This window comes from Pararhizobium sp. LjRoot255 (assembly GCF_964252905.1).
In the GTDB taxonomy this organism is placed as follows: Bacteria; Pseudomonadota; Alphaproteobacteria; order Rhizobiales; family Rhizobiaceae; genus Pararhizobium.
The window spans coordinates 1028232-1041204 of sequence record NZ_CAXUPQ020000001.1; the positions used below are offsets into that span (position 1 = coordinate 1028232).

Below are 12973 nucleotides of genomic sequence, written 5' to 3' on the forward strand. Positions count from 1 at the left end.
ATGAAGCGGCACCTCACCACCGCCGCCGGCGGATTGCTCGGCATTTTTGTGACGGCCGCGCTTCTGCAAAACGGCGCATCGGTCATTCAGGGACGGCAAAACGCTGCAGCCCCCGAATTCACGCTCGAGACGCCGGACCTGAGCGATGTGCCCGATTTGGGTGAGGCGGAAACGGACAGTGACGAGGCCGTGCCGATCGATCCCGCGGAAAGCAGCACGGCCGACCCCGAGGGCAAATCCGTGCGTGACATCGCGCCGGAACAATTCGGCTTGCCGGAGGTGACGGCAAAGCCGCCCGAGCGGATCGAGGCCCGCAAGGCCCTGTCCGATCCCGTGGCGAAACCGGAACCCATTCCGTCCGTCCTTCGCCACCCGGTCGCCCTGTCGGCGGGTCTTATCCAGTTCGACGGCGACCGCCTGCTGCAGCTTGACGGGCTCATCGCGCAGACGGCCGGGCGGACCTGCGAGGCTAACGGGAAGAGCTGGCCCTGCGGCGTCGTGGCGCGTACCGCATTCCGCAATTTCCTCAGGGCGCGCGCGCTTTTATGCGACGTGCCGAAAAACGGCTGGGAGGGCACCCTGACCACCACCTGCACCGTCAACAGCACCGATCCTGCAGCCTGGCTCGCCGAAAACGGCTGGGCGGAAGCCAAGGCTGGATCGCCGCTCGAGGACAAGGTGGAAGCGGCAAAGAGATCCCGTCTCGGCTTTTTCGGTGACGATCCCCGGGATTTGAGCGCGACCCCGGTGCCGCTTGATGAAACCGCGGTGCCTGGGGGACTGCAAACCGACGCCGATACGCTCGAGCCGGACTTGTAAGAAGCAGCGCCAGTCCATACCTCTTTGCCAGTCCCAGCAGCACGGATATGTCATGCCCGAACACCTCAGCCCTCAGGAAGCTCTCATCTATGTCATGGTGATGATGTCGGCGGTCGACAAGGCCATGACCGATGGCGAACTGGAACGCATTGGCCGGCTTGCCCGCTTCCTGCCGGTCTTCGACGGCTTCGACGATGACCGGCTGGTGCATGTGGCGCGGGAATGCGGCGCTCTCCTCGACGGGCCCGAAGGGCTGGATATCGCGCTTGAGGTGGTACGGGAGGCGCTCCCTCCCCGCCTCTACGATACGGCTTACGCCGTCGCCGTAGAGCTTGCCGCCGCCGACCATTCCATCCGAAACGAGGAAATCCGGCTGCTGCAGCTTCTGCGCGACCGGCTGGATCTCGACAAGCTCACCTGTGCCGCCATCGAGCGCAGCGCCATTGCCCGCTTCCGCAGATAAGGGGTCGGCGAAGAAACCGCCTGGGATTGCCGGTTCAATCTCTCCATATAACTGATGCTTTCAACCTATCCCTGCCGGCGCGGCTTTTCTGGTCGCTGCTCCTGCCGTTTCGAAAGGCGTGGAGGGGTCGCGATCAATAGATGCCGGCGGGGAAATACCGCAGATAGATTTCGTTGAGCCGGCCCTTGCGGGAGAGTTCAAGCAGAGCGTGATCAATCGCCTGCGTGAGCGCCGTATCACCCTTGCGGTTCATGATCGCAAGGCCCTCCCCCAGAAAACGCTGCGAGAAATAGGCGCCGTCGAGGAGCGTGCAGCAATTGGCAGCATCGCTGCCTGCCGTCCAGAAGGACAGTTGCATGCCATCGGCGAAGACCACGGCAACCGTCCCCTCCTTCAGCGCCGCAAGCATGGCGTCGCGGGTCGGAAATGACTTGACCTCGAACGTCGGGAAAAACGCCTTCAGCATCGCTTCGTGCGTGGTTCCCGACACCGCACCGACCGGCCTGCTGCCAAGCGCGCCCACCGAAAGATCGCCGCCAATGGCCCGCCGATTGGCCGCGAACCGGGCCGGCGGCTTCATGAAGGCGCGGGAAAAGGCGAAGCGCTGGCGAAGCTCGGGACTGACGCCGATCCCTGCGACAATTGCCTCTCCCTGCCCGTCTTCGAGCGCGGGCTGCAGTTCGGCAAACGTCACGGCCTGGATCTGGCATTTGGCCTCGATCTCCAGTTCCCGGCAGATTTCCCGCACCAGATCGACATGGAAGCCTGAAAGCTTGCCTGACTGATCGATGAAATTGAACGGCGGAAAATCCACCGTCGTCAAAAAGCGCAGTCGCGCCAGACCGCTCAAGTCCGGTTTCGCGATCCGCTCGCGCGCGTCAAACAACAAAGGCAGGTCGTGGACGCCGGCGGCGCGCGAAAGGGCCGAAAAAGATGCAATCGTCAGCACGCAAAGCGTGAAAAACCCACAGAATTTTAGGAATGCACGGAACGCGTGTACCACTATGATCATTCCCAGGGTTGATACAGGGGATATTGCCGCGCGTGCGGCAGCGGGGTTTTGATGCGTCTCGGAGAATATCCGGACAATTCCGGAATGGCTACTGCAAATGAGGCGCCGGCCAGGCGAACGCCGCCTGCCGCAACGGCGCAGCTATTCTCGCTGGCTTTGAAACGGCAAGGCCGTCTGTTGCTGCAGATGGGCATCGGCAAACCCTTGATTGCGCAGGCTATGCTGCTGGCCGAAGAGCACGGAACCACTGTCGAGGAGGAACTTCTCGCCTCCGGCGAGATCAATGAAGCCATTTATTTTGAAGCGCTTGCCGAACGACTCGGGCTCGACTTCGTGCCCGGCATCGACCCGAACCGGGTGCAAGATATTGCGGGGCTGGATACGCAGATCATACGGCCGGAGATGCTGCGCGTTCATCATGCAAGCCGGCCGCCGATCACCGTGATCGTTCCTTCGCTCTCCCGGCTGGAGGAGACGGCGGCGCTTCTTGAACGCACACCGACGCTGCGCCAGTCGCTCGCCGTGTCGACCCCTTCCGTCGTGCGCAACGCCGCCTGGCAGGCTGGGCGCCTGCGCCGGGTGAATGCGACAACGCGAGCGCTGTTCGAAACGACCCCGCTTCACAGCGCCCGCATCACCTTCTGGGGGAAACAGGGATTTTATGCCGGTATCATGCTCTGCACGCTGATCGGGGCCGTCATCACGCTGCCAATTATCAGCCTGTTGATCCTGCATATCGTGCTGACGCTGTTCTATCTGGCCAATTTTTCCGTGCGGCTCTACGCGCTCGGCTGTGCCTTTCTGCAGGAGCGCTCCACACCAAAAGCGCGCGCGGAGGCCGGGCCGGCCGGGCCTGTGCCCGTCTATTCGGTACTGGTTGCGCTCTACAAGGAAAAAAGCGTCGCCGCCCAGTTGATCGAGGCGTTAGACCGCCTCGACTGGCCACGCTCGCGACTCGATATCAAGCTGATCTGCGAAGAGGATGACGCGGAAACGATCGCGGCATTGCGCGCCCTGCCGCTCGCGCCCGAATATGAGATCGTGATCGTGCCCGTGCATCTGCCGCGCACCAAGCCGAAGGCTCTGAGCTATGCCCTGCCCGGCGCCCGCGGCACCTTCGTCACAGTCTATGATGCCGAAGACCGGCCCCATCCGGGCCAACTGCGCGAGGCCCATGCCGCGTTCATGGCAGCGCCCGAGCGCGTCATCTGCCTGCAGGCGCCGCTGATCGTCACCAATGCGCGGCAATCCTGGCTGAGCGCGCTATTTGCGGTGGAATATGCCGGGTTGTTTCGCGGGCTGCTGCCGATGCTATCGCTGACCGGGCTGCCGCTGCCGCTCGGCGGGACATCCAATCACTTCCGGACTGCGCAGCTGCGGCTGATCGGCGGCTGGGACCCGTACAATATGACCGAGGATGCAGACCTCGGCCTGCGCCTGCATCGTCTCGGCTATCGCTCGCGCGTGATCTTCAAACCCACCTTCGAGGAGGCGCCGGTGACGCTGCCGGTCTGGCTCGGCCAGCGGACGCGCTGGTTCAAGGGCTGGCTGCAGACCTGGCTGGTGCTGATGCGCAAACCTGCGCAGTTCTGTAGGGAAACGGGCTGGCCGTCCTTTGCGGTCTTTCAGATCCTGATCGCGGGCATGCTCGTGTCGTCGCTCTGCCACCCCATCATCATCGGGTTTCTCCTCTATCTGACATGGCTGATGTTTCAGCACAGCACGCACGTGGACGGTTCGCTGGCATTCTGGCTGTTCCTCTGCGATATCGTCAATCTCTTCGGCAGCTACGCCGTCTTCATTGCGCTCGGGCGCAACCGTATGGGGATCGGGGAAAGGCGTGCCGTCGGAATGCGCTGGGCGTGCGTGCCGTTCTACTGGCTGATCATGTCGCTCGCAGCCTGGAGCGCACTGCTTGAGCTCCAGACCAATCCGTTCTCCTGGAACAAGACACCGCATGTTCCGGTCAACGAACCATAGCGAACCCGCACCGGGCAGCTTTGACGCCGTTTAATACCGTCTAATGGCCTTTGCTGCAACGCAGCAAAACTAGCCCATCCAACCGAAATCCGCATTTTCACAACCTGCGCGGCACGCACTTCATCGCGAGCCTCGGAGCGAGTCACCGCTAACGCCACATAAGATCGATGAGATCAGACAGTTCCAAACCGGCTGTGGAGCCGGCCATCCCATTGTTCACAGAGCCCTGAGAAACAAGGTGGAGCGGGTAGCGGGAATCGAACCCGCACGATCAGCTTGGGAAGCTGACAAGCTACCACTACATCATACCCGCAACCACTTACGAGGTTTTCACCAAGCGCCGCCGGCTGTCAAGGTGGCATCCGATTTTACCGCGCCTATTTATTCCGCGCGAAAATGCTTGGAGAGCTTCAGGCCCTGCGCCTGGTAGTTGGAGCCGAGACCGAGACCATAGAGGCCTTCCGGCCGCTCCATCATGTACTCATAGACCAGACGACCGACGATCTGACCATGCTCCAGGATGAACGGAACCTCGTGGCTGCGGACTTCGAGAACGGCGCGGCTGCCCGTTCCGCCGGCAAAGGCGTGGCCGAAGCCGGGGTCGAAGAAGCCGGCGTAGTGGACACGGAATTCTCCGACCAGAGGATCGAACGGCGTCATTTCGGCGGCATAGAGCGGCGGCACGTGCACCGCTTCGCGCGAGACGAGGATGTAGAACTCATCGGGATCGAGGATCAGCTCGTCGCGGCCGCGGCTGTAGAGCGGCTCCCAGAAATCGAAGATGCCGTGCTCGGCCTTCTTGTCGACATCGACGACGGCGGTGTGGTGTTTGCCGCGATAGCCGATCAGGCCGTCGGCGCCGGTGCCCTTGAGGTCGATGGAAAGCGCAATACCACCGCCGGAGACGTTCGGCTTTTCGCTTGCGACCAGCACATCGCTTTCGTGCAGAGCCAAAACCTCAGCCTCGCTAAGCAATGCGTGGCCGACGCGGAAGCGGATCTGCGACAGGCGCGAGCCGCGGCGCACGATCACCGGGAAGGTGCGTGGGCTGATTTCGAGATAGAGCGGGCCGGAATAGCCGGCGGGGATCTTGTCGAACTCCTGGGCGCGATCGGTGATGACGCGGGTGAAGATGTCGAGGCGGCCGGTCGAGCTCTTCGGATTGGCCGAGGCCGACATGTCGGCGGGCAGGTCGAGGCTTTCCATCAGCGGCACGATATAGACGCAGCCGGTCTCGAGCACGGCCCCTTCGGAGAGATCGATGACATGCAGCTTCAGCCGGTCGAGCTTGTCGGCCACCAGATGGCTTGGACCGGGCATGAAGCTGGCGCGGACGCGAAAGGCTTTCGAGCCCAGACGCAGATCGAGGCTTGCCGGCTGGATCTGATCGACATCCAGCTTGGCCTCACTTTTCAGCCGCCCCGCATCAAACAGCGCTGCAATGGCGCGATCGGCTAGAATGCCCGTGGCCCTCGTCATTCCCATTTTCCCTTTTTGCCGCAAACGGCACGTCATAAACCAAATTGTCCTCGTGACATATCTTCTTGTTCCCGGGAATTGACGCAAGCGCGGCTAGTCAGTAAATACGGACTTATCCCGTGGTGATTTGGCCGGTCGGCTTGCAGCCACGTTAAACAAATAGCTAAAAAGGCCGGGTTCGAAACCGGCTTGCTTTTTGCGGCCGGTTTTTTTGTTTGTGAAAGCGACGATCCGATGAGCAAAAACTGGCGCCCGGCAACAAAGCTCGTTCATGGCGGCACGACTCGTTCCAACCACGGCGAAACCTCCGAAGCCATTTTCCTGACCCAGGGCTTTGTCTACGAAAGCTCGGAAGCCGCCGAGGCGCGCTTCAAGGGCGAGACCGACGGCTTCATCTACGCCCGTTACGGCAGCCCGACCAACGACATGTTCGAGCAACGCATGTGCATGCTGGAAGGGGCCGAGGATGCCCGCGCCACGGCATCCGGAATGGCCGCGGTTTCGGCCGCCATTCTCTGCCAGCTCAAGGCCGGTGACCATATCGTCGCGGCCCGCGCCCTCTTCGGTTCCTGCCGCTGGGTGGTGGAGACGCTGGCGCCGAAATATGGCATCGAATGCACGCTGATCGACGGGCGTTTCCTCGAAAACTGGGAGAAGGCGGTCAAGCCGAACACCAAGGTGTTCTTTCTCGAGAGCCCGACCAATCCGACGCTGGAAGTGGTCGACATCGCTGGCGTCGCCAAGATCGCCAATGCGATTGGCGCCAAAGTCGTGGTCGACAACGTCTTTGCGACACCGCTCCTGCAGAAGCCGCTGGAACTCGGCGCCCATATCGTCGTCTATTCCGCCACCAAACATATCGACGGCCAGGGCCGCTGCCTCGGCGGCATGATCCTCTCCGACAAGGAATGGATCAACGAGCACCTGCACGACTATTTCCGCCATACCGGCCCGGCGCTGTCGCCGTTTAACGCCTGGACGCTGCTGAAGGGCATCGAGACCCTGCCCTTGCGCGTGCGCCAGCAGAGCGAGAATGCCGCGCGCGTTGCCGACTTCCTTGCCGAGCAGCCTGAGGTCGCCCGCGTGATCTATCCGGGCCGCAAGGATCATCCGCAGGCCGATATCATCGCCCGGCAGATGAAGGGCGGTTCGACGCTGGTCTGCTTCGAACTGAAGGGCGGAAAGGAAGCCGCTTTCGCACTGCAGAACGCGCTCGACGTCGTGCTGATCTCCAACAATCTCGGTGATTCCAAGAGCCTGATCACCCATCCGGCGACGACGACGCACAAGAACCTGTCGGACGAAGCCCGCACGGAGCTCGGCATTTCGCCCGGTACCGTGCGCTTCTCCGCCGGCATCGAGGACAGCGAAGACCTGATCGAGGATTTCGCTCGCGCGCTGAAATCCGTAAAGGCCTGATTTTCAGCTTATTGCTTCGAACGCCCGTGTCCGGCCGGACGCGGGCGTTTTTCTACGCCTGCGTTTCAGTCTGAAACTCGCTCGCCCTGCCTGCGCGATCGAGCCGCTTCCCGAAGCGACCGTCGAGCATGCTGTGCCCTATCCTAACAGTTTACGCTGTCCATTATTCTTGACGAAACCATCTTGCTGTAGAATATCGCCCATAGACTTGAAAAGGGTTTGCATATGTACCGCGCGCTAACTCGCGATATCGAGGTGACCGTAGAGCCTTACTATCTGGAGGAGCAGTCCGATCCGGAGGACAGCCGTTATGTCTGGGGCTACCGCATCCTGATTTCCAACTTTTCCGGCAAGACTGTGCGGCTGATGACCCGTTACTGGCACATCACCGACGAAAACGGCCAGGTCGACGAAGTCAATGGCCCGGGCGTCATCGGCGAGCAGCCGGTTCTCAATCCCGGCGATACCTATGAATATTCGTCGGGCTGCCCGCTCGATACACCGTCAGGCGTGATGTTCGGCCACTATTCGATGGAAACGACGGAGGGCGATACCTTCACGGTCGACATTCCCGCCTTTTCGCTGGACTCCCCCGGACAGGCTAGGACCTTGAACTAGGGCCGCAGCTTTTTACTGCGGCTTCACTTCCGTTGCCTCGAAACGATAGGTCGTCGAGCAGAACTCGCATGTGACCGAAACCATTCCGTCCTGCGCCGCGTGATCAAGATCCTCCTGGCTCAGACTTGCCAGCACGTCGCGGAGTTTCTCCCGCGAGCAGCCGCACTTGTCGTAAACCGCCTGGGGCGGATAGACCTTGACGCCGCGCTCATGGAACAGCCGGTAGAGCAACCGCTCGGTTCCGACCGTCGGATCGGTCAGTTCGTCTGCGTCGATGGTCTGCACCATGACGCTCGCCTCGCCCCAGAGATCGTCGACCGCAAAGGCATGCTCGCCGTTGTCGCCATCCCCCCCGTGAAGATCCGCCTGACGCATGCGCTCCGGCGCTTCCGGCAGGAACTGGGCGACCATGCCGCCAGCCCTCCAGCGATGCCGCGGCTGGCCGTTTTCATCGCGGTCGAGCAACTCAGCGACACCAAGACGCACCTTGGTTGGGATCTGTTCCGACTGGCGGAAATAGACGCCGGCGATCTCCTCCAGCGAGGCGCCATCGAGCGGTACGATGCCCTGATAGCGCTGTGTATGGGCGCCCTGGTCGATGGTGAAGGCGAGAATGCCTTCGCCCAGCAGATGCTCCGGTTTGGTCAGGCCGTTTTCTTCGGCGCGCGACAGGGCTTCCTCGTCGTAGCGGGCATAGGCGCGCACCCGGTCCGGCGTCGAGAAATCGGCGACGACCAGGTCGACCGGGCCATTGCTTTTCGTCTGGACGATCAGCTTGCCTTCGAATTTCAGCGAGGTGCCGAGCAGCACCGTCAGCACCACCGTTTCGGCAACGAGACGGGCGACCGGCAGCGGATAATTGTGACGTTCGAGAATGGCATCGAGCATCGGGCCGAGCTGGACGGCACGGCCGCGCACGTCGAGGCCCTCCACCTGAAACGGCACGACATGATCGTCGCCGGCAAAATCAAACTGGCCGAGGCCCGGGTCTGCTTCCGTCATCACTCTGCTCCTTGGCCTCAGTCATCGACAAGCCGCAAAGGCGGAACCTTTGGCGAGCCGATGACCGATGCTCCTATTGATCCTGCGCAGGTCCGTTTTGTCCAGATCGTCACTGAAAAAACGGCTGTTTGCGCTTCTCGTTCCCGCTTAAGACAGGAGAACGGAGGATGTTCTGAACGCGAATGACCGGCACGGAGGCTGAGCTACCCGCCGGTCATCCAATTGCAGCATAGATCGTGTGCCACGGTCCCGTTTTCAATATGCGCGATAAAGCGCTCGTCAAAGCGCGCCAAGGCACCAGGCGAGAACCGATTTCTGCGCATGCAGGCGATTTTCCGCCTCATCGAAGACCACTGACTGCTTGCCGTCAATCACGTCGTCCGTCACCTCCTCGCCGCGATGGGCAGGCAGGCAATGCATGAACAGCGCGTCCTTTTCGGCCTTCGCCATCAGCTCCGCATTGACCTGGAAGGGCTGGAAGACGTTGTGACCGCGCGCCCGGTGTTCCTGGTTCATCGACACCCAGGTGTCGGTCACCACGCAATGGGCGCCGACAACCGCCTGATCGGCGTCGTGATAGAGCTTGATGTCGCCGCCATTGTCGCGGGCCCAGTTGAGGATCTTGTCGTCCGGCTCGGAACCAAGAGGAACGGCCATGTTCATCCGATAGCCGAAACGGGCGGACCCTTCGACGAAGGAATGCAACACGTTGTTGCCGTCGCCGGTCCAGGCAATGGTCTTGCCCTTCACCGGGCCCGCATGCTCCTCGAAGGTCATGATGTCGGCCATGATCTGGCAGGGGTGTGTCGTGTCCGTCAGGCCGTTGATCACCGGCACGGTTGCGTGCTCGGCAAGTTCGAGCAGGCGGGTGTGATCGGTCGTGCGGATCATGATGGCATCGACATAACGCGACAGCACCTTGGCCGTGTCGCCGATGGTTTCGGCGCGGCCGAGCTGCATTTCGGTGCCGGAGAGGAACAGCGTCTCGCCGCCGAGCTGGCGCATGCCGACATCGAAGGATACGCGCGTGCGGGTCGATGGCTTCTCGAAGATCATCGCCAACATCTTGCCGGCAAGCGGCTTTTCGGCCGTGCCGGCCTTGGTGGCAGCCTTGCGGACGCGGGCGTCTTCGATGATCGCCCGCAGATCGCCTGCCGTCATGGCAGAAAGATCGAGAAAGTGTCTGGCCATTTCTATTCAAAGTCCTGTGTTTTCAGCATGGGAAGGGGGAACGTCGTTCAGGCCGAGGCCTTTCGTCGTTCCGCCGTCAGCTGTTCGGCCGCCCGCTCGAGCCGCGCCAAGCCTTCGCGAGCTTCCTCGGCCGTCGTTACCAGCGGCGGCAGCAGGCGGATGACGTTTTCACCCGCAGGCACGGCCAGAAGCCGCTCGGCGCGGATCGCCTTGAGCAGGTCTGCGGACGGTACCTTGGCCTTTATGCCGAGCATCAGGCCCTCGCCGCGAATTTCCTCGATGACATCGGGGAAACGATCGGCAAGCGAAGCGAGGCCCTGGCGGAAAACCAGCGCCACATCGCGGACATGCTGCAGGAAACCATCAGCCAATACAACATCGAGAACCGCGTTGCCGACAGCCATTGCCAGCGGGTTGCCGCCATAGGTCGATCCATGCGTTCCGGCGACCATGCCGGAAGCCGCATCCGCTGTCGCAAGGCAGGCGCCGAGCGGGAAACCGCCGCCGATCCCCTTGGCGACCGCCATGATATCGGGCGTGAGACCTGCCCATTCATAGGCAAACAGCTTGCCGGTCCGGCCGATGCCGCACTGGACCTCATCGAGGATCAGAAGCAGGCCGTATTCGTCGCACAGCGAGCGCACTTCCTGCAGGAATTCCTTCGGTACCGTGCGGATGCCACCCTCGCCCTGGATCGGCTCGATCAGGATCGCGGCGGTTTCCTCCGTGATGGCCGCTTTCAGCGCCGTCATGTCGTTGAACGGAACCTGATAGAAACCCGGGGCCTTCGGACCGAAACCCTCGAGATACTTTGCCTGACCGCCGGCCGCGATGGTCGCCAGCGTCCGGCCGTGAAAGGCGCCTTCGAAGGTAATGATGTGGAACTTTTCCGGATGCCCCTTGGAGAAGTGATAGCGCCGCGCGGTCTTGATCGCGCATTCCAGTGCTTCCGCACCCGAATTGGTGAAGAATACCTTGTCGGCAAAGGTGGCTTCAGTCAGCCGGCGGCTCAGGCTTTCCTGTCCGGGGACCTCATAGAGATTGGAGAGGTGCCAGACCTTGTCCGCCTGCTCCTTCAGCGCCGAAACGAGGTGCGGATGGGCATGGCCGAGCGAATTGACCGCGACACCGGCGGCAAAATCGAGATAGCGCGTGCCATCCTCCGCAACCAGCCAGACGCCTTCGCCGCGCTCGAACCGCAAGGGGGCGCGGGCATATGTGTCATAAAGCGGCGTGGCATCGGCCATGGCGCATGTCTCCTCAATCATCACGGTGATTGTTTCGGCTCAGCTCGGACTGAGGTCAGCCCTTAAAAAATCAAAATGCCGCCTCGCGGCGGCAAAATCACTATCTTCATTTCGCACCGCAATGTCAACAAAAGCCGGTAATTTGCGGCAATTCACGCCGCCAGCGCGACATCGATTTTTTTGACCGTACGCTCTTGCAAAAATGCCACGCATGCCAAGCAAGTTGGGGAAAACTCGAAAATCGATTCGCTCGGATTCCGGGGACTCTTGTCAGCGAGTCCCCCTACCTCTACCTTAACAATTAATTACTAGAACGCATGCGGCGGACCTAGTCACCAAAAGAGTTATCGCGTTTCAGCCTCGGAGTTCGTCCGGGGTACGGTGGAGGATTCGACCATCACCAACGCTGTGAATGGAGAAAAGACCATGAACTGGACTGACGAGCGGGTCGAGAAACTCAAGAAGTTGTGGTCAGAAGGATTGAGCGCGAGCCAGATCGCCGCGCAGCTCGGCGGCGTCAGCCGAAACGCGGTCATCGGCAAGGTGCACCGGCTTTGCCTGCCCGGCCGTGCCAAGGCCGGCGGCAGCACGGCAACCACCGCCCGCGCCAAGCGTCCGGCGACATCCGCACCGCGCGCGCCGAACTACGCTGCGCGCGTCACCACCCGCACCGTGACACGCACCACGGGCGCCACCGTCATGAAGGAACAGGTGGAAATCGACGCCATCGAGGACCAGGACGTCGCACCGGTCGGCAACGTGGTCGTGCCGATGTCCCGCCGCCTGGTGCTGACGCAGCTCACGGACCGCACCTGCAAGTGGCCGATCGGCGATCCTATGAAGGAAGAGTTCCATTTCTGCGGCAATGACTCGCCGGATACATCGCCCTACTGCACCTTCCACGCAAAGCTGGCTTACCAGCCCTCTGGCGAGCGCCGCCGGGCTCGCTGAGACGCCGCGAACAACTGAACATGAAAAAGGGGCCGGCCCCATTTTCATGTTTCACTCATATGCGGTCAGCTTTCCAGGGAATAGCCGGCGCCGCGCACGGTGCGGATCACATCCTGCATGTTGGAGAAGTTCAGCGCCTTGCGCAGGCGGCCGACATGAACGTCGACCGTGCGCTCGTCGACATAGATGTCGTGGCCCCAGACGCCATCCAGCAGCTGCGAGCGCGAAAAGACGCGGCCGGGCGAGGCCATGAAGAATTCCAGGAGCCGGAACTCCGTCGGCCCGAGGCGGACCTCGCGGGTCTTGCGGTGAACGCGGTGGGTTTCACGGTCAAGCTCGATATCGCCGCATTTCAGCAGCGTCGACAGCACTTCCGGCTTCGCGCGCCGCAGCATCGCCTTCACCCGCGCCATCAGCTCCGGCGTCGAGAACGGCTTGACCACATAGTCGTCAGCGCCCGTGGCAAGCCCGCGGACCCGCTCGCTCTCTTCACCGCGCGCCGTCAGCATGATGATCGGCAGGCGCTCGGTTTCGGAGCGTTGACGAAGCCTGCGGCACAACTCGATGCCGGAGACGCCCGGCAGCATCCAATCGAGGATCAGGAGATCCGGCAGGCGCTCCTGCAGCCGGATTTCCGCTTCGTCGCCGCGGTTGATCGTATCGACTTCAAAGCCTTCGGCCTCAAGATTGTAACGCAGGAGAACGCTGAGCGCCTCCTCGTCTTCGACAACGGCAATTCTTGGCAGCATGCGGTCTCAACTCCTTGACGCCTTGCCCTCATTGCAAGGGCTC

12 protein-coding genes, 1 tRNA gene and 1 riboswitch are annotated in these 12973 nt (G+C 61.8%); of the genes, 6 read left to right on the forward strand and 7 right to left on the reverse strand.

Going from position 1 to position 12973, the window contains the following annotated elements:
- On the forward strand, positions 1 to 819 hold the full coding sequence (locus ACSQ2W_RS05100) for a thermonuclease family protein (protein WP_436085288.1): 819 nt from the start codon (positions 1 to 3) through the stop codon (positions 817 to 819).
- A gap of 52 nt (positions 820 to 871) precedes the next feature.
- Positions 872 to 1282 (forward strand): tellurite resistance TerB family protein, encoded by a 411-nt coding sequence (locus ACSQ2W_RS05105; protein ID WP_436085289.1) that lies wholly within the window; start codon positions 872 to 874, stop codon positions 1280 to 1282.
- 133 nt (positions 1283 to 1415) lie between these two features.
- On the opposite strand, the gene ACSQ2W_RS05110 is transcribed toward ACSQ2W_RS05105, so the two are convergent.
- Positions 1416 to 2285 carry a transporter substrate-binding domain-containing protein gene (locus tag ACSQ2W_RS05110; RefSeq protein ID WP_436085290.1) on the reverse strand — a complete coding sequence of 290 codons (870 nt, stop codon included), beginning with the start codon at positions 2283 to 2285 and terminating at the stop codon, positions 1416 to 1418.
- A gap of 93 nt (positions 2286 to 2378) precedes the next feature.
- Here ACSQ2W_RS05110 and ACSQ2W_RS05115 point away from each other — a divergent pair, with 93 nt between their 5' ends.
- Positions 2379 to 4274 carry a glycosyltransferase family 2 protein gene (locus ACSQ2W_RS05115; protein WP_436085291.1) on the forward strand — a complete coding sequence of 632 codons (1896 nt, stop codon included), beginning with the start codon at positions 2379 to 2381 and terminating at the stop codon, positions 4272 to 4274.
- Positions 4275 to 4513: 239 nt separating this feature from the next.
- On the opposite strand, the gene ACSQ2W_RS05120 is transcribed toward ACSQ2W_RS05115, so the two are convergent.
- Positions 4514 to 4587 (reverse strand) — tRNA-Gly (locus ACSQ2W_RS05120).
- Positions 4588 to 4655: 68 nt separating this feature from the next.
- Positions 4656 to 5753 carry a 2'-deoxycytidine 5'-triphosphate deaminase gene (locus tag ACSQ2W_RS05125; protein ID WP_436085292.1) on the reverse strand — a complete coding sequence of 366 codons (1098 nt, stop codon included), beginning with the start codon at positions 5751 to 5753 and terminating at the stop codon, positions 4656 to 4658.
- A 109-nt stretch (positions 5754 to 5862) separates the two neighbouring features.
- A riboswitch (SAM riboswitch) is annotated at positions 5863 to 5941 on the forward strand.
- 46 nt (positions 5942 to 5987) lie between these two features.
- Here ACSQ2W_RS05125 and ACSQ2W_RS05130 point away from each other — a divergent pair.
- Together ACSQ2W_RS05130 and apaG are read left to right on the forward strand one after the other, a co-directional pair.
- The gene (locus ACSQ2W_RS05130; RefSeq protein WP_436085293.1) at positions 5988 to 7172 is read left to right on the forward strand and encodes an O-succinylhomoserine sulfhydrylase; all 1185 of its coding nucleotides are present in this window, start codon (positions 5988 to 5990) and stop codon (positions 7170 to 7172) included.
- A gap of 225 nt (positions 7173 to 7397) precedes the next feature.
- Positions 7398 to 7790, forward strand: a complete 393-nt coding sequence (gene apaG, locus ACSQ2W_RS05135) for a Co2+/Mg2+ efflux protein ApaG (RefSeq protein WP_436085294.1) — start codon at positions 7398 to 7400, stop codon at positions 7788 to 7790.
- 12 nt (positions 7791 to 7802) lie between these two features.
- On the opposite strand, the gene ACSQ2W_RS05140 is transcribed toward apaG, so the two are convergent.
- The 3 genes from ACSQ2W_RS05140 to ACSQ2W_RS05150 form a co-directional block, all read right to left on the reverse strand.
- Positions 7803 to 8792: an Hsp33 family molecular chaperone gene (locus ACSQ2W_RS05140; protein WP_436085295.1), complete on the reverse strand. Its 990-nt coding sequence runs from the start codon at positions 8790 to 8792 to the stop codon at positions 7803 to 7805.
- Between the two features lie 279 nt (positions 8793 to 9071).
- Complete coding sequence (gene argF, locus ACSQ2W_RS05145) at positions 9072 to 9983, reverse strand: ornithine carbamoyltransferase (RefSeq protein ID WP_436085296.1); 912 nt, start codon at positions 9981 to 9983, stop codon at positions 9072 to 9074.
- 47 nt (positions 9984 to 10030) lie between these two features.
- Entirely contained in the window at positions 10031 to 11230 is a 1200-nt protein-coding gene (locus ACSQ2W_RS05150; RefSeq protein ID WP_436085297.1) for an aspartate aminotransferase family protein, read from the reverse strand.
- 426 nt (positions 11231 to 11656) lie between these two features.
- Between ACSQ2W_RS05150 and ACSQ2W_RS05155 the strand changes: the two genes are divergently transcribed.
- A complete protein-coding gene (locus ACSQ2W_RS05155) occupies positions 11657 to 12181 on the forward strand; it encodes a GcrA family cell cycle regulator (RefSeq protein WP_436085298.1) in 525 nt (174 codons plus the stop codon).
- A gap of 65 nt (positions 12182 to 12246) precedes the next feature.
- On the opposite strand, the gene phoB is transcribed toward ACSQ2W_RS05155, so the two are convergent.
- Positions 12247 to 12930, reverse strand: a complete 684-nt coding sequence (gene phoB / locus ACSQ2W_RS05160; RefSeq protein WP_018324025.1) for a phosphate regulon transcriptional regulator PhoB — start codon at positions 12928 to 12930, stop codon at positions 12247 to 12249.
- Positions 12931 to 12973: the final 43 nt, after the last annotated feature.

Coding starts and splice junctions, on each gene's coding strand:
- ACSQ2W_RS05115 (WP_436085291.1), top strand. CDS start 2,379: ATGGCTACTGCAAATGAGGCGCCGGCCAGGCGAACGCCGCCTGCCGCA.
- ACSQ2W_RS05130 (WP_436085293.1), top strand. CDS start 5,988: ATGAGCAAAAACTGGCGCCCGGCAACAAAGCTCGTTCATGGCGGCACG.
- argF (WP_436085296.1), bottom strand. CDS start 9,983: ATGGCCAGACACTTTCTCGATCTTTCTGCCATGACGGCAGGCGATCTG.
- ACSQ2W_RS05140 (WP_436085295.1), bottom strand. CDS start 8,792: ATGACGGAAGCAGACCCGGGCCTCGGCCAGTTTGATTTTGCCGGCGAC.
- ACSQ2W_RS05100 (WP_436085288.1), top strand. CDS start 1: ATGAAGCGGCACCTCACCACCGCCGCCGGCGGATTGCTCGGCATTTTT.
- ACSQ2W_RS05150 (WP_436085297.1), bottom strand. CDS start 11,230: ATGGCCGATGCCACGCCGCTTTATGACACATATGCCCGCGCCCCCTTG.
- phoB (WP_018324025.1), bottom strand. CDS start 12,930: ATGCTGCCAAGAATTGCCGTTGTCGAAGACGAGGAGGCGCTCAGCGTT.
- apaG (WP_436085294.1), top strand. CDS start 7,398: ATGTACCGCGCGCTAACTCGCGATATCGAGGTGACCGTAGAGCCTTAC.
- ACSQ2W_RS05105 (WP_436085289.1), top strand. CDS start 872: ATGCCCGAACACCTCAGCCCTCAGGAAGCTCTCATCTATGTCATGGTG.
- ACSQ2W_RS05125 (WP_436085292.1), bottom strand. CDS start 5,753: ATGACGAGGGCCACGGGCATTCTAGCCGATCGCGCCATTGCAGCGCTG.
- ACSQ2W_RS05155 (WP_436085298.1), top strand. CDS start 11,657: ATGAACTGGACTGACGAGCGGGTCGAGAAACTCAAGAAGTTGTGGTCA.